The 15,566-nt window shown below is 72.1% G+C and carries 13 protein-coding genes; 9 read left to right on the plus strand and 4 right to left on the minus strand.

Annotation, left to right across the window (positions count from 1 at the left end; translation table 11 throughout):
• Positions 1–49 precede the first annotated feature (49 nt).
• On the plus strand, positions 50–805 hold the full coding sequence (locus FH608_RS30165) for an IclR family transcriptional regulator (RefSeq protein WP_139634024.1): 756 nt from the start codon (positions 50–52) through the stop codon (positions 803–805).
• A 45-nt stretch (positions 806–850) separates the two neighbouring features.
• On the opposite strand, the gene FH608_RS30170 is transcribed toward FH608_RS30165, so the two are convergent.
• Positions 851–1,582, minus strand: coding sequence for a class I SAM-dependent methyltransferase (locus FH608_RS30170; RefSeq protein WP_139634025.1), 732 nt, complete (start codon positions 1,580–1,582; stop codon positions 851–853).
• An 81-nt stretch (positions 1,583–1,663) separates the two neighbouring features.
• Between FH608_RS30170 and FH608_RS30175 the strand changes: the two genes are divergently transcribed.
• Positions 1,664–2,032, plus strand: a complete 369-nt coding sequence (locus FH608_RS30175; protein ID WP_139634026.1) for a VOC family protein — start codon at positions 1,664–1,666, stop codon at positions 2,030–2,032.
• 33 nt (positions 2,033–2,065) lie between these two features.
• On the opposite strand, the gene FH608_RS30180 is transcribed toward FH608_RS30175, so the two are convergent.
• Positions 2,066–2,971 carry an NAD-dependent epimerase/dehydratase family protein gene (locus FH608_RS30180; protein WP_226900031.1) on the minus strand — a complete coding sequence of 302 codons (906 nt, stop codon included), beginning with the start codon at positions 2,969–2,971 and terminating at the stop codon, positions 2,066–2,068.
• A 71-nt stretch (positions 2,972–3,042) separates the two neighbouring features.
• Between FH608_RS30180 and FH608_RS30185 the strand changes: the two genes are divergently transcribed.
• The 4 genes from FH608_RS30185 to FH608_RS30200 all read left to right on the plus strand — a co-directional run bounded on the left by FH608_RS30185 (position 3,043) and on the right by FH608_RS30200 (position 8,610).
• Positions 3,043–3,975: a GlxA family transcriptional regulator gene (locus tag FH608_RS30185; RefSeq protein WP_139634027.1), complete on the plus strand. Its 933-nt coding sequence runs from the start codon at positions 3,043–3,045 to the stop codon at positions 3,973–3,975.
• 4 nt (positions 3,976–3,979) lie between these two features.
• Positions 3,980–4,735, plus strand: a complete 756-nt coding sequence (locus tag FH608_RS30190; protein ID WP_139634028.1) for a DUF429 domain-containing protein — start codon at positions 3,980–3,982, stop codon at positions 4,733–4,735.
• Between the two features lie 177 nt (positions 4,736–4,912).
• On the plus strand, positions 4,913–6,772 hold the full coding sequence (locus tag FH608_RS30195) for an ABC transporter ATP-binding protein (RefSeq protein ID WP_226900032.1): 1,860 nt from the start codon (positions 4,913–4,915) through the stop codon (positions 6,770–6,772).
• Complete coding sequence (locus tag FH608_RS30200; protein ID WP_139634029.1) at positions 6,772–8,610, plus strand: ABC transporter ATP-binding protein; 1,839 nt, start codon at positions 6,772–6,774, stop codon at positions 8,608–8,610. The genes FH608_RS30195 and FH608_RS30200 overlap by 1 nt, the downstream gene beginning before the upstream one ends.
• Positions 8,611–8,851: 241 nt before the next feature.
• Here FH608_RS30200 and FH608_RS30205 read toward each other — a convergent pair whose 3' ends face one another.
• A complete protein-coding gene (locus FH608_RS30205) occupies positions 8,852–10,336 on the minus strand; it encodes a type 2 periplasmic-binding domain-containing protein (protein WP_139634030.1) in 1,485 nt (494 codons plus the stop codon).
• 90 nt (positions 10,337–10,426) lie between these two features.
• On the minus strand, positions 10,427–12,340 hold the full coding sequence (locus FH608_RS51720) for a vWA domain-containing protein (protein WP_193318706.1): 1,914 nt from the start codon (positions 12,338–12,340) through the stop codon (positions 10,427–10,429).
• 165 nt (positions 12,341–12,505) lie between these two features.
• Between FH608_RS51720 and FH608_RS30215 the strand changes: the two genes are divergently transcribed.
• The 3 genes from FH608_RS30215 to FH608_RS30225 are packed head-to-tail and all read left to right on the plus strand — an operon-like array spanning position 12,506 to position 15,566.
• Entirely contained in the window at positions 12,506–13,846 is a 1,341-nt protein-coding gene (locus FH608_RS30215; protein WP_226900033.1) for an ABC transporter substrate-binding protein, read from the plus strand.
• Positions 13,846–14,760, plus strand: coding sequence for a carbohydrate ABC transporter permease (locus FH608_RS30220; RefSeq protein ID WP_139634031.1), 915 nt, complete (start codon positions 13,846–13,848; stop codon positions 14,758–14,760). The genes FH608_RS30215 and FH608_RS30220 overlap by 1 nt, the downstream gene beginning before the upstream one ends.
• Complete coding sequence (locus FH608_RS30225; RefSeq protein ID WP_139634032.1) at positions 14,757–15,566, plus strand: carbohydrate ABC transporter permease; 810 nt, start codon at positions 14,757–14,759, stop codon at positions 15,564–15,566. The genes FH608_RS30220 and FH608_RS30225 overlap by 4 nt, the downstream gene beginning before the upstream one ends.

The raw sequence follows: 15,566 nt of genomic DNA on the forward strand, positions 1-15,566 counted from the left end.
GTAGTACAGGTGCTCGCACCACGGAACTTTGCCTTGCTAACATTCCAGGATGCAGAATCAGCCCACGTACCCGCTCAAGGCGGTGGAGAACGCGCTGGTGACGCTCAAGTTCCTCCAGGAGCGCGGGGAGGTCCGGGTGGCCGACGTCGCCGAGCACCTCGGGGTGGCCCGCTCGACCGCGCACCGGGTGCTGGCGATGCTGGTCTTCCACGACTTCGCCATCCAGGACGCCCGGCGCCTCTACCGCCCCGGGCCCGCGCTCAGCCCGCTGCGCCAGCCCGGCCTGGCCCCGCCCGATCTGGTCACCCTGGCCCACCCGCACCTGCGCGAGCTCAACGTGGAGGTGGAGGAGACCGTCCACCTGATGGTGCTCCAGGGCAACGGCGTGCGGTTCGTCGACGGGGTCGAGGGGCCGCAGGCGCTCCACGTGGGCAGCCGGATCGGGATGCTGCTGCCCGCGCACGCCACCTCCGGCGGCAAGGCGCTGCTGGCCGAGCTGCCCGACGAGCAGCTGCGCGCCCTCTACCCCAGGGGCGTCTCCCAGGGCGCCGCCACGGTCGGTGACCTGGCCGCGCTGCGGCGCGAGCTCGACGGGGCGCGCCGGCGCGGGTACGCGGTCAACAGCGAGGAGAGCGAGCGGGGGGTGCGGGCGGTGGGCGCGTGCGTACGCGACGGCGCCGGGCGCGCGATCGCGGCGGCGGCGGTCGCGGTGCCCAGCGTCCGCTGGCCCAAGCGCCGCCTCACCGAACTGGCCGCCCCCCTGCTGGCCGCCGTCACCCGCATCAGCGCGGCGCTGGCCGGCTGAGCCGCCGCCGGGCCGATGACGAGCATGGCCGTCAGACGGCTTGGCTCACCCCTCCGGCCGCCGGGCGAAGAACACGAACTCCCTGCCCGGCCTGTCCGGCGCGTCGCGTACTTCCCGTACGTCGTAGCCGTGCTCGACCAGCGCCGCCTCCACCTCGTCGCGCTCGCGGAACCGGAGCGTCGAGTGCGAGGTCAGCACCTGACCGTCCGCGGCGAAGACCCACGTGCCGCGGAACGTCACCAGCGGCCCGCTGACGTCGATCAGATCGGTCCACTGCTCGACCGTGCCGACCCCGTCGATCGTGACGACCTGGTAAGAGGCCTCGCGGTTCCACTCCAGCCAGGCCCGGCGCGCCGGGTCGCGCGTCTCGAACACCAGGTGCCCGCCGGGCCGCAGCGCGTCATGGACGCCCTGGAGCGTGCCGTCCCAGTCGTGCGGGTCGGCGATCGCCTGGGCGACGTTCGCCGTCATGGTGGCGAGGTCGACCCGCATCGGGGGGAGGCCGGTCGCGTAGCCGTGGATCCAGCGCACGCGATCGCCGCCCGGCTTGGCCCGCGCCACGTCGAGCGAGGCGCGGGCCGGCTCGACCCCGGTCACCGCGAGCCCGCGGTCGGCCAGGAGCAGCGCGAACGTGCCCGTACCGCACCCGACGTCCAGCACGCTCCGCGCGCCGAGCTCGGCGGCGATGGCGACGTACACGTCCAGATCGCTGCGGTCCGGGTCGAGCGGGTCGTAGACGGAGGCCAGCCGGGGGTGCTCGAAGATCTCGTCAGGCATGGGTAAAACCTACGGCGTGACGCCGCCGAGGGACACGAGCGGCGGCCGGGGCCGAGGGCCGGCCCGTGCCAGACTGGCGAGATGATCAGAGGGCTCCATCTGCTGCTCCTCAGCCAGGACCCGGCGGCCGACCGGGCGTTCCTGCGCGACGTGCTCGGCTGGCCCTGGGTGGAGGACCAGGCGTCGGAGCCCGGCTGGCTCATCTTCGAGACCCCGCCGACGGAGATGGGCGTGCACCCGGTGAGCGGGCGGCCGGGCGTGGCCCTCCACCTGATGTGCGACGGCATCGCGGCGACGGTGGCCGAGCTGAAGGCCAAGGGGGTCCCCGTCGGCGAGGTCGTCAACGCCGGCTACGGCCTCGCGACGACCGTGACGCTGCCCAGCGGGGCGGAGGTCGGCCTGTACGAGCCGCGCCACAAGAGCCCGCTCGCCGCCTTCGACCGCACGTGACTCAGCGGCGACCCGCCTTCGACCGCACGTGACTCACGCGGCGGCCGGGCCGGTCACCGTGCGGAGCACGTCGTCCACCGGGGTGGCGCCGACGCCGAGGACCTTCTCCGTCTCCGAGTAGTCGACGACGAACGGGTGGCCGGGCTTGGTGATCACCTCGTGCAGCTCCGCCCAGAACGGCTCGGTGAGCGCGAGCAGGGTCAGGTCGCGCTCGGTCAGCTCCTCCAGCCGCGGCTCCGGCGCCCCCGCCAGCCGCGCGAGCCGCCCGGCCAGCTCCCGCACCGACAGGGTGGAGGTGGGGGCGTGCCACGCCCTGCCGTACGCCTGCTCGTTCCGGCTCGCGGCCACCAGCGTGCGCGCGGCGTCGCCGATCGCCGTGTAACTGTGCGGCACGTCGAGCTCCTGCGGCACCAGCGCGAGCCGGCCTTCCAGCACGTTCCGCTGCACCATGAGACTGAACACCGAGAAGGCGCCGGCCCCGTAGAACTGGGCGGCCCGCACCTCGGTGACCTTCACCCCCGAGGCGGCGGCCTCCTCCCACACCCGCGCCCTGGCCCGCCCCTTGGGGCCGGTCGCGGCCAGCGGGAAGTCCGGCGTGATGGGACCGTCCACCGGGCCGTAGGCGTACAGGTTGCCGAGCATGACGTACGCGGCCCCCGTCCGCCGCACGGCCGCGAGCAGCGACGCCGACAGGACGGGGAACTGCCGGGGCCAGGTGTGGTACGCCGGGGCGGCCGTGGTGAACAGCGTGTCCGCCCCCTCGGCCAGCTCGGTGAGCCGGTCGGTGTCGGTCGCGTCGGCGGCGACCCTCTCGACGAGCGGGTGGTCGGGCCCGCCGCCGCTGCGGCTGATCATCCGTACCCGCTCGCCGTCCTCGGCCAGCAGCAGAGCGGTCTTCGTCGCGGTGGCACCGCGACCCACGATCACATGAAATGTCATGACCACAAGGCTGCCGACCTGCGACCTCATGGCATAGTGGCCGGAATGCCAACTATCCGGAGGATCTGGCCATGCATCGCGTCGTCGCCGTCATCGTGCCCCCCGTGCTGAGCTTCGACGTCTCGATCCCGCTCATGGTGTTCGGCAGCGTCCCGCACTACGACGTGCGCACCTGTACGGCACGGCCGGGCGCGGTGCCGACCGTGAACGGCCCTGACGTCGTGGTGAAGGACGGACTGGACGCCGTGGCGGACGCCGACACGGTGCTCGCGGTCGGCAGCGGCGGCGAGCGGGCGCCCGAGGAGGTTCTCGACGCGCTGCGCGGGGCCGCGGCCGGCGGCGCGCGCATCGCCTCGCTCTGCACGGGCGCGTTCGTGCTGGCCCAGGCCGGGCTGCTCGACGGGCGCCGCGCCACCACCCACTGGGGGCTGGCAGGCGACCTCGCCGCCCGCTTCCCGTCGATCGACGTCCGGCCCGACGTCCTCTTCGTCGAGGACGGCGGCATCTTCACCTCGGCGGGCGCGGCGGCCGCCATCGACCTGTGCCTGCACCTGGTCAGACTCGACCACGGCGCCGCGGTCGCCAACACGGCCGCGCGGCTCACGGTCGTCTCTCCCGTACGGCCGGGCGGCCAGGCCCAGTTCATCGAGACCCCGCTGCCGGCCGAGCGCGGCACCTCGCTCGCCCCCACCCGGGCCTGGGCACTGGAGCACCTGGACCGGCCGCTCACCCTGGCCGACCTGGCCGGTCACGCCGGGATCAGCGTGCGCACCCTGACCAGGCGCTTCCACGCGGAGACCGGGCTGAGCCCGCTCCAGTGGCTGCTGCACCGGCGCGTCGACCGGGCCAGGCAGCTGCTGGAGACCACGGAGCTGCCGATGGACCGGGTGGCGGAGAAGAGCGGCCTGGGCAGCGCCGACTCGCTGCGCAAGCACCTGGTCAGCCGGGTCGGGCTCACGCCCACGGCGTACCGCGCCGGCTTCACGCAGCGGACCCTATCGTGAGGGGATGCTGACGGTAGGCGTCGATCTCGCCGCGGAGGCCGTGCGCACCGCGGTGGCGTGGCTCGACTGGTCCGCGCCCGGGCGCGCGCGGCTCGTCGGGGTGGCGGCCGGGGCCGACGACGGACTGATCGTCGAGGCCGTGACGGGAGCGGACAAGGCGGGGATCGACTGCCCGCTCGGCTGGCCCGACAAGTTCGTCGACTTCGTCACCGCCCACCGCGCGGGGCACGTCGAGGTGCCGGAGGGGGTGGCGGGCCGGACGTGGCGGCGGGACCTGGCGTGGCGGGTCACCGACCAGGTGGTGTACGCCCGGACCGGGCTGACGCCGCTGAGCGTGTCGGCCGACCGCATCGCCCATGCCACCATGCGCTGCGCCGCCGTACTGGCCGAGCTGGCGCGGCGGGGACGGCCGGTGGACCGGCGCGGGGACGGGGCCGTCGTGGAGGTCTACCCGGCGGCCTGCCTGAAGGGCTGGGGGCTGCCGCACCGGGGGTACAAGCGCGCGGCCGACCTCTCCGAGCTGGGCCGGCTCGTGGACCGGCTGCTGGAGGCCGCGCCCTGGCTCGACCTGGGAGAGTACGACCCGATCTGCCGCGCCTCCGACGACGCCACCGACGCCGTCGTGTCGGCGCTGGCCGCCCGCGCGTCCGCGCTCGGGCTGGTGACCGTACCGGAGCCCGGGCAGGCGGGTGCGGCGGGCACGGAGGGGTGGATCGCCCTGCCCACCACTCCTCTGGACCGCCTCGTCGCGGCGGGCTGACGCCACGCCCGCCGCACCGGGGCGGCGGATTTTCACCGCGCGGCGCGATGGCTCGCGGCCTGGCGCGACACCGGGGAGGTCCGGGCCGGGGGCGCCGAAAACCGTTGGGAAACTGTCGGTGGCCGGTGGTAGAAACCGAGGTCGAAGCAAGCTCGCGGCCGGGGGAGGGCCTTGCCTGTGACCACCAGCAGTTCGGAGTTCTCCACCTCCGGCCCGCGCTACAACCGGCGCGGCCCGGTGCGCTGGCTCTGGTCCCATCTGCGCCGCCACGCGCTCCACCTCACCGGGTTCCTCGGCGGGTCGCTGGTCATGGTGGTGCTCAACGCCATGGTCCCGCAGTTCACCGGCGACGCCTTCGACGCCGTGCTCGGCAACCGGGGCGAGCCGCTCGACGCGCTCGGGTCGATCGCGCTGGCCCTGCTGGCGATCGTGCTGGGCCGCGGGCTGTTCGACCTCGTCGCCCGGCTGTCGAGCGAGGTGCTGGCCAAGCGGCTGGAGCGCGACGCGCGCGACGAGCTCTACGTGAGCCTGCTCGGCAAGAGCCAGACCTTCCACAACCGGCAGCGGGTCGGCGACCTGATGGCCAGGGCCGCCAACGACATCAGGCAGCTGTCCATCATGGTCACGCCCGGCCTCGACCTCATCGTCGACTCGGGGCTCACCGGGCTGGTGCCGCTGTTCTTCATCGCGGCGATCGACCCGCGGCTGCTGCTGGCGCCCGGCGTGTTCGCGGTCGTGTTCGCGGTCGCGCTCTGGCACTACATGCGGCAGCTCAACCCGGTGGCGACGCGCATGCGGGAGCAGTTCGGCGACCTCAACGCGGGGCTCAACCAGGCCGTGCGCGGCATCGAGGTGATCAAGGTGACCGCGCAGGAGGGGCAGGAGCGGCGGAGCTTCCGCGCCAACGCGCGGCGCTACCGCGACTCGTTCGTGCGCAACGGGCTGGTGCAGGCCCGCTACCTGCCGACCCTGCTGTTCTCCGTCGCCATGGCCGGGGCGCTCTGGCACGCCCTCTACCTCCAGGGCACGGGGGCCATCACGCTCGGGGAGCTGGTGGCGTTCATGGGGCTCATGGGCATGCTCGGCTTCCCGACGCAGATGTCGATCTTCACGTTCTCGCTGATCCAGATCGGCATCGTGTCCTCGCGGCGGATCCTCGGCATCATGACGTCCGAGAGCGAGATCGAGCAGCCCGGCGACGGGCACGCCGCGCCGATCAGCGGGGAGATCGTCTTCGACGACGTGACGTTCGGCTACGAGGACGACGAGGAGCCGGTGCTGCGCGGCATGTCGTTCACCGTGCGGCCGGGGGAGACGGTGGCGATCGTCGGCGAGACGGGGTCGGGCAAGAGCACCCTGACCAAGCTGGTGCCGCGCATCTACGACGTCACGTCCGGGCGGATCCTCGTCGACGGCGTCGACGTGCGCGCGTGGGACCTCGACTCGCTGCGGTCGCAGATCTCCACCATCGAGCAGGACATCGTGCTGTTCTCCCGCTCCGTCACCGAGAACATCGCGTTCAGCCTGGGGCAGCGCGCCGACCACGAGGCCGTGGTGCGGGCGGCGGAGGACGCCCAGGCCGCCGAGTTCATCGGCGAGCTGGACGACGGCTACGACACCGTGATCGGCGAGCGCGGCGTCACGCTGTCAGGCGGGCAGCGGCAGCGGCTGGCGATCGCGCGGGCGCTGCTGACCGACCCGGCGATCCTCGTGCTCGACGACTCGACCAGCGCCATCGACTCCGCGACCGAGGACCTCATCCAGCAGGCGATCGGGCGCATCCTCGAAGGGCGCACCACCCTGCTGATCACCCACCGCCTGTCCCAGATCCGGTGGGCCGACAAGGTGCTGCTGCTGCGGCGGGGCGAGGTGGTCGACTTCGGCACCCACGACGAGCTGATCGCGCGCAGCCGCCTCTACCGGCGGATCTTCGCGCACTACGACGAGGTCGAGACCGACGCCGGCGGCGCCGAGGGCGCCGCGGCGGGGACGGGCGCCGGGAGCGCCGAGGGCGGCGTGCTGAGAGGGGCGCACTGATGGGTTTCATCATGGACGGTCTCGACGCCGAGGACTACGACCGCACCTACAGCGACCGTGACCTGCTGCGCAGGATCGTCTCCTACTTCCGCCCGAAGTTGGGGTCGATGCTGCTGGTCGCCACCATGATCGTGCTGCTGTCGGCGAGCCAGGCGGCGATCCCGACGCTGGGCAGCCTGGCCGTCGACGCCATCGCCGACGGCACGATCGGCCAGGTGGGCTGGCTGCTCACGGCGGGCATCCTGGTCACCGGCGCGATGTCGTGGGTGTTCAACTACATCCGGCAGAAATACAGCTCCCGGGTCACCGGCGACGTGGTGCTGCGATTGCGCGAGGACGCGTTCGACGCGGTGCTGGAGCGCGACCTGTCGTTCTACGACGAGACGCCGTCCGGCAAGATCGTCAGCCGGGTCACGTCCGACACCGACGACTTCGCCACCGTCTCCTCGCTGACGATGGACCTGATCAGCCAGGTGCTGATGGTCGCCTTCGTCACGGTCCTGCTGTTCGTGCGCAGCGTCGAGCTGGCCCTGCTGACGCTGCTGGTGGTGCCGATCGTGGTGGGCCTCGCGCTGATGTTCCGGCGGCTGGCCAGGGTCAGCACCCGCCGGGCGCAGCGCTCGCTCAGCCGGGTCAACGCCAACCTGCAGGAGACCATGGGCGGCATCGCGGTGGCGAAGAACTTCCGCCAGGAACAGCAGGTCTACGACGAGTTCCGGCCCATCAACCAGCAGAGCTACCAGGTGACGCTCCGCCAGGGGTTCGTCTTCTCCACCATCTTCCCCGTGCTGTTCCTCGTGGCCGGGCTCGCCACGGTGGGCCTCGTCCAGCTGGGCGGCGTGCAGGTGCTCGACCGCGGCCTGTCCGCCGGCGACTGGTACCTGTTCCTGCAGGGCGTGTCGCTCTTCTGGTTCCCGCTGACGTCGATCGCCGCGTTCTGGTCGCAGTTCCAGCAGGGGCTGTCCGCGTCCGAGCGGGTCTTCGCGCTGATCGACGCCCCGCCGCGGGTGGTGCAGAGCGCCGCCGAGCCTCCCGGGCGGCTGGCGGGCCGCATCGAGTTCCAGGACCTCACGTTCGGCTACGACGCCGACCACCCCGTGCTGCGCGACTTCAACCTGCTCATCGAGGCGGGGGAGACCGTGGCGCTCGTCGGCCACACCGGCGCGGGCAAGTCGACGCTCAGCAAGCTGATCACCCGCTTCTACGAGTTCCAGGACGGCCGGCTGCTCATCGACGGGCGCGACATCCGCACCCTGGAGCTGGGCGCCTTCCGCAGCCAGATCGGCGCCGTGCCGCAGGCCCCGTTCCTGTTCAGCGGCACCGTCGCCGACAACATCCGCTATCCGCGGCCGGAGGCGGGCGACGACGAGGTGCTCGCCGCGGCGGCCGCGGTCGGCGGCGGCGACTGGATCGACGCCCTGCCCCACGGGCTGGAGACCGACGTGGGCGAGCACGGCCGTGCCCTGTCGATGGGGCAGCGCCAGCTCGTCGCGCTGGCCCGGCTGCTGATCCAGGACCCGGCGATCGTCGTGCTCGACGAGGCCACGGCCAGCGTCGACCCGCTGACCGAGGCCCAGATCCAGGAGGGGCTCGACCTGGTGCTGGCCGGCCGCACCTCGATCGTCATCGCGCACCGGCTCTCCACGATCGAGCACGTCGACCGCATCATCGTGCTCGACCACGGGCGGATCGTGGAGGAGGGCGACCATGCCGCCCTGCTGGCTCGCGGGGGGCGCTACTGCGAGGTCTACAACACCTACTTCCGCCACCAGTCCCCCCACTACCGCGCCGGCACCGGGTTCGTGACGGTCGGCGAGGCGGCACCGGCCCTCGACTGACGACCCGTCCACCGGCCCCCGAACGAACCGGCCCCTGAACGAACCGGGCCGGTGGACGAGTCGAACCGGCCCCCGGAAGAACCGGGCCGGTGGGCGGGTCGAACCGGCTCCAGAGGCCGCGCCGATTCGTAGCCGGGTGGCTCCCAGGCCGAAGGCGCCCGCGGGCCGGGCGCGCGAAGTCCGTGCGGGTGGCCGGTCCTGGGCTGGCGGCGGAAGGCGTTCGGCGGTCGAGTGCGCGGGGTCAGCAAGGGGGCGGGTCGGCGGGGACTCTGCCGTTCAGGGCCGCCTCCAGCGTGGCGGCGGAGGAGAAGAACGCGTCCGGCCCCACCCTCCGCTCCCAGACCCCCCGCGCGCACCGCCGGAAGACCTCGCTGAACTGGGCGTAGTACGGCGACTTCGGCCGCGGCCGGGCCAGCTCGATCGACTTCCTGATCTGCCCGGCGAGCGTGGCGAGCTCGTCGCGGCTCGGGTTGGTGATGTCGGAGCCGTCCTGGCGCGGGCAGGCGTCGCCGCCGCCGGCCTCGTACCGCTCGTACACCTCGGTCAGCACGGGGCCGTAACCGCCGCAGGCGAACAGGCGGGCCTGCGCCTCCTGGCCGGTGAGGCGGTCGATCAGGCGCATGGCCGGGGCCAGCTTGTCCGGCTTGATGTGCCGGGAGATGGCCAGGACGGAGCCGCCGAGCACGCCGCCGGGGGTGGCCGGCGCGCGTACGTCGAACAGCAGCCGCTTGTCCGGGCCGCGCATCCGGGGGTCGGCCGCCAGCTGGTGGAACGCGATCGGCCAGTTGCGCATGTAGGACACCTGATGGCCGCCGATCTCGCCCTCCTTGAAGGCGACGATGCTGGCGTCCTCGGTCACCTGGAGCGATTCGCGCAGCACGGGCGCGGCCCTGCCCGTGCTGGAGACCGTGCGTCGAGGGCTGGTCAGGGCCTGCCACGTCTCGTCGCGGTCATCGCCCAGGGTCACCGTGGTCCGGTCGTCGCCGCCCAGGATGTCGCCGCCGCCGAGCTCGATCATCTCCAGGAAGTTGATCGTGCCCATCTCCTGGTCGTTCAGCTGCAGCAGGTAGCCGCCGGAGGGCTGGTCGAGGCGGCGGTACTCCAGCGGCGCGTCGGCGGCGAAGGGGACGCCGTACTGCCTGCCGTCGATCTGCCCGGCCGCGAGCGGACCGGCCAGGAAGCGGCCGTCCTGGTCGTCCAGCTCGATCGGCCGGATGTAGCCGTGCCGGGCGAACTCGCTCACCCAGGCCACGTCGAGCACGAGGATGTCGTACTCGCAGCTGCCGGCCTGGGCGAGCGCCGCCATCTGGGCGCGCCGCACGTCGGTGCTGTCGGAGAGCTCCAGCAGCTTGGCCGGCGGGTCGCTGGGCGGCTTGAGCAGATCGTTCCATTCGTCGAACACCTCGCGCCGCACGCTGCCCGTGCTGATGTCGTCGCCGGTGGCCACGATGAGCTCGCCGTCGTGGCCGCCGCACTCCTGCTGGGGCGTCGAGGGCACGGCGACCGGGGTGACGGGCGGTGCCGACCGGGACGGTTGCGGCGGGCCGGCGGGCGGGCCGGACTGCCAGAGCAGGAGCAGCAGCATCAGGACGGCCCCGGAGCAGAGGGACCACAGGCTCCGGCTCCTGCCCAGCGCCCGTAACCCGCCGCCCCGACCGGTCGGCAGGGGCCCGCCGCGGCTTCCCGGCAGCGGACCGCCGCTGTGCCTGCCCGGCCCCGGGGTCATCGCCGCCTCCCCAGCACGCGTCCACGCGCACCCGGCCGCGGGGTCATCGTCGCCTCCACGGCACCGGTCGGCGCTCGCCCCGCTGCCGGATCATCGCCAGCCTCGCACCGTGATGATGGCCCGGGTGATCGCCTTGTCGGGGCTGGTGCCCGCCGTCACGCAGTGGTACGGCTTGGACGTGCCCGGCAGCGTGGTCACGGCGCACTGGTCCTGGCCGAAGACGACCACGTACAGGCCGGAGACCGTGGCGGTGCCGTCGAGGGCCCCCGCGAGGGCCGACGCGGCGTCGCCGCCGCCCTCGTTGTCGAACAGCCGGCCGTCGGTCAGCAGCACCACGGGCGCGGGCACCGCCTCGTCGCCGCCGAGCTCGGCGAGTCCGGCGGAGGCGGGGGCGTCCCACTGGTCGAACGCGGTGTTCTCGATCTCCACGGCCACCGTGCCGAGCTGCTGGCGGCCGGTCCTGCCGGCGATGGCGGTCAGCTCCGCGCGCCCGCCCTTCGTACGGGAGTGCAGGCCGAACGCCTGGACCCGGTCGCGCGGCCCGAGCATGCGGAGCTGGGCACGCAGCGCCTCGGCGGCCTGGACGCGTACCGGGCGGTCGGCCGAGCCTGAGGTGTCGATGATCAGCCGCAGGTCGAGCTGCGGGCGCAGCTGGTCGAGCAGGAGTTTCTTCAGCTGCCCGAGCCGTTCCTCGTCGACCTCGAGCCGGCTGGACACCGGCACGTTGGGGAACATCGGGTGGCTCCGCAGCCACCTGCCGAAGTGCTCGACCAGCGCCTCCCGCCCGGCCGAGCGCTGGCCCGGCCAGGTCACCCCGACGTAGCGGTAGTCGAGGACGCTCAGGTCGTGGTGGCGTACCGCGATGAGGCGGGTGCTCGCGCCGGTCCCGGGGCAGTCGGCGATGCGGCCGGCGTTGTAGTCGTCCACGCTGTGGCCGGGCACCAGCAGCGCGACCTTCGGATCTCCCGAGCCGGCCGCGGCGGCCTCCTTGGCGAGGCCGTCGAAGGCGCACAGCAGGGAGGTGACGGTGTCGGCGCCGAGCCCGTTGCCGACCAGCTCCTGCTCGGCCGCGCCGTACTTCTTCTCGGGCAGCCCGCGCCCCCTGAACACGTCGCTGGTGCCGATCAGCGCGGCGACGGACGTCTCCGGGAACGGCCGGGCGACGGCCATGCCCATCTTCGTGGTCAGCACGTCCCACACCCGCTTGAAGGAGTAGCGGTCGGGCTCGGACATGTGCCGCCCCAGCTCCTCGCGCCGCTGCTCGGTCATCGCGAGGACGAGCTGGTCCTGCCCCACGCCGATGTCGGACGCGCTGTCGCCCAGCGACTTGAGCCCGCCCGCCCTGAGCTCGTCCGGCTCGGCCGGCGTGGTGGCGACCCAGGCGTCGGGCTGCAGGCCGTAAAGGCGGGCGTACGGCTGGTCGCGCCGGTCCTCGCGCCACTCCCATTCGTTGTTGAACGCGTCGGGCAGGTGCACGGGCGGCGGCGCGACGGCCACCGTCATCCGGAGCGAGGGGCAGCCGTCGATCTGGTTCTCCTGCGCGTACAGGCGGGCGCGCGAGGTGAGCTCGGCCGCGTTCTCGGGCGCGGTCACCAGCCGCAGCTCCGTGGGCGCCGGGCACTGGTCGTCCGCCGTGATCGTCTGGAACGCGGCCCACACCACGGTGGTCAGGCCGGCTCCGGCCAGCGCCAGCAGCCCGAACCGGATGACCTTCACGTGCCTGCGGAAGAAGCGGCGCAGCGCCGGGACGTACAGCAGGCCCGCGACGGCGATCCCGATGCCCGGCGGCAGCCACAGCTGCACGTGGAGGGGCAGCGTGCGGAAGAGCTCGATCCACGGCGCCAGCACCCATCCCACGACCACGCTGGCCAGGGCGCCGATCAGCGCGACCTTCACGGACGTGCCGATCTGCGGCTGCTCCGGCGCAGGGGAAGGCGCCTTGGCGCCTGTTCGCGGCTGATCCGGCGTCGGGGGAGCCGCCTTGCTCTGATCAGGGTCGCTCATGGGGCGGGGGGCCTTTCGGGATCGCTTCGAGACTAGCCCGATCTCTTGCGTCCAAGGCCGGTAGATCGCGATTTACAACGATGTAACAAATCTGGCGGGCGCTGTTTACAACGTTAGATACAACGATGTACAACGAGGCATCACCACATGGGCAGCAGGAGTGTGATGCAGATGTCCCTGGACAGCCTCACCCGGCGGCGCGCGCTAGGTCTCGGTCTCGGAGCTCTGGTCCTCACAGGATGCGGCGGCGGCGGAGGCCCGCGGCAGGCGGCGCAGCAGCAGACGGGGGCCCAGGCGACGGCCGCCCCCACGACCTACACGGGCCCCGCCGTCTCCCTGGCGTTCTGGAACGGCTTCACCGGCGGCGACGGGCCGTTCATGAAGCGGCTGGTCGAGCAGTTCAACGGCGAGCACCCGAACATCAAGGTCACCATGAACGTCTACCAGTGGGCCGACTACTACGCGAAGGTCCCGGCCGCCGTCTCCGCAGGTCAGGGCCCCGACCTCGGCATCATGCACGTCGACAGCGTGGCCACCAACGCGGCCCGCCAGGTGGTGCTGCCGCTCGACGACGTGGCCAAGGCGCTGAACCTCACCGAGGCCGACTTCTCGCCGCCCGTCTGGCAGGCCGGAGTGTACAAGGGCGCCCGGTACTCCATCCCGCTCGACGTCCACCCGCTCGGCATGTTCTACAACAAGGCGGTCATGAAGAAGGCCGGGCTCGACCCGGAGAACCCGCCCAAGAACGGCGAGGAGTACCTGGCCGCGCTGGAGGAGCTGAAGAAGGCGGGCATCCAGGGGCACTGGGCCACGCCGTTCCCGTTCACCGGGAGCATGCAGTTCGGCACCCTGCTGCACCAGTACGGCGGGCGGCTGTTCGCCGAGGACGCCAGCGTGTCGCGCTTCGCCGAGGATCCCGGCGTGCAGGCGCTGACCTGGCTCGTCGACCTCGTCAACAAGGGCTACAGCCCCAAGAACGTGGGCCAGGACGCCGACTTCATCGCCCTGCAGAACGGCAAGGCCGCCTTCAACTGGAACGGCATCTGGTCCATCAACACGCTGCGCGAGGTCGAGAACCTCGAGTGGGGCGTGGCGCCGCTGCCGCAGATCGGCACGCAGCCGTCCGCATGGGCCGGATCGCACCAGTTCGTGGTCTTCAAGCAGCGCACCCCCGACCAGAACAAGCTGGCCGCCGCCAAGGTGTTCATCAACTGGATCAGCGGCCACTCGATCGAGTGGGCCAAGGCGGGCCAGGTTCCGGCGCGCAAGACCATCCGCGAGAGCGCCGAGTTCAAGGCGCTCAAGGAGCAGGCCGCGATCGGCTCGCAGATCGACTACCTTTACTTCCTGCCGTCCGTGGCCGGCATCGGGGACGCCTCGGCGGTCGTCGACCAGGCGGTCAACGCGGCGATCCTCATGAAGAAGAGCCCGAAGGACGCCCTCACCGAAGCGGCCGCCAAGGCGGACAAGGTCCTGGAGCAGAACCGGAAGAAATACGGCGCCTGATGGTCACGCTCACCGCCACGAAGGCGGCGCGCTCCAGAGCCGGGACGCTCACCTGGTCGGGGCGGGCCACCCCCTACCTGTTCATGGCGCCGTACCTCGTGCTCTTCTGCGTCTTCGTGCTGGCGCCGGCCGTCTTCGGGCTCTGGGTCAGCCTGCACGACTGGGACTACCTGCTCGAAGGCAAGCCGTTCGTCGGGCTGGACAACTACTCCGCGCTGTTCGACCCGTCGTCGGCCGTCTACGACGACTTCTGGGTCTCGATGCGGGCCACCGGGATCTTCACGCTGTTCAGCGTGCCGTTCCTGGTGGTGCTGCCGCTCGGGGTGGCGCTGATGCTCAACCGGCCGTTCCGGGGGCGCACGTTCTTCCGTGGCCTGTTCTTCGCCCCGTACGTGCTGGGCGTGGCGGTGGTCTGCCTGATGTGGCGGCTGCTGCTCGACCCGAACCTCGGCCTGATCGACTGGCTGCTCGGCACCGACATCGCGTGGACGACCGCCGTGCCGTGGGCGTGGGTGGCCCTGGTGGGCGTCACCGTGTGGTGGACGCTGGGGTTCAACGGCGTGATCTACCTGGCGGGCATGCAGGACATCCCGCGCGAGCTGTACGACGCCGCCAAGGTGGACGGGGCCGGGCGGTGGGCCGAGTTCCGGCACGTGACGCTCCCCGGGCTGCGGCCCGTGGCGCTGTTCGTGGTGACGACGACGATCCTGGCCTCGGCCAACATGTTCGGGCAGTCGTACCTGCTGACCCAGGGCGCGCCGGGCGGCGAGACCAGGACGGCGATCGTCTACATCCTCGACGTGGGGCTCAGCCAGTACAAGATGGGCAGCGCCTCGGCGATGAGCTACGTGCTCACGCTCGCGCTGATCGTCGTCAGCGTGCTCAACTTCCGGCTCTTCAGGGGGCGGTCGTGAGGCGGTACACGGTCCTCGTCGCGCTGGCCGTGGTGTTCGTGGCGCCGCTGCTGTGGGCGCTCGGCACCTCGCTGAAGAGCCAGACCGAGGCGACGCGGGTGCCGCCCACGGTGTGGCCCGCCGAGCCGGTCACCGACGCGTACGGCACCCTCTTCGAGGGCACCACGCAGACGCCGGTGCTGCGCTGGTTCCTCAACAGCCTGATCGCCGCGACCGGGCACATGCTGCTGGTCCTCGCCGTCTCGTCGCTGGCGGCGTACGCGCTGGCGCGGCTGGAGTTCCGGGGCAAGCGGCTGATGTTCGGCGTCATCGTCGGGACGCTGCTGGTGCCCGGGTTCGTCTTCCTCATCCCGCAGTTCCTGATCATCGATCAGCTTGGCTGGCTGGACAGCCTGACCGCGCTGATCGTGCCGGGGGCGGCGGGCGCGTTCGGGGTGTTCTTCCTGCGGCAGTTCTTCCTCGGGCTGCCGCGCGAGCTGGACGAGGCGGCGCTCATGGAGGGGGCCAACCACTGGCACATCTTCCTGCGGGTCACGCTGCCGCTGTCGAAGCCCGCGCTGGCCACGCTGGCGGTGCTGAGCTTCATGAGCAACTGGAACGACTTCATCTGGCCGGTCTACGTGCTGTTCAGTCCTGAGTACTTCACCCTGCCGCCGGGGCTCTCCATCCTTCAGGGCGCGTACACGATCGACTATCCGGTGATCATGGCAGGCGCCGTGCTGGCGAGCGTCCCGGTGCTGATCCTGTTCGCCCTGACCCAGCGGTACGTCATCGAAGGCATCTCCCGTAGTGGCTTGAAAGGCTGA

The sequence above is a fragment of the Nonomuraea phyllanthi genome (genome assembly GCF_006334985.2).
Classification (GTDB): domain Bacteria; phylum Actinomycetota; class Actinomycetes; order Streptosporangiales; family Streptosporangiaceae; genus Nonomuraea; species Nonomuraea phyllanthi.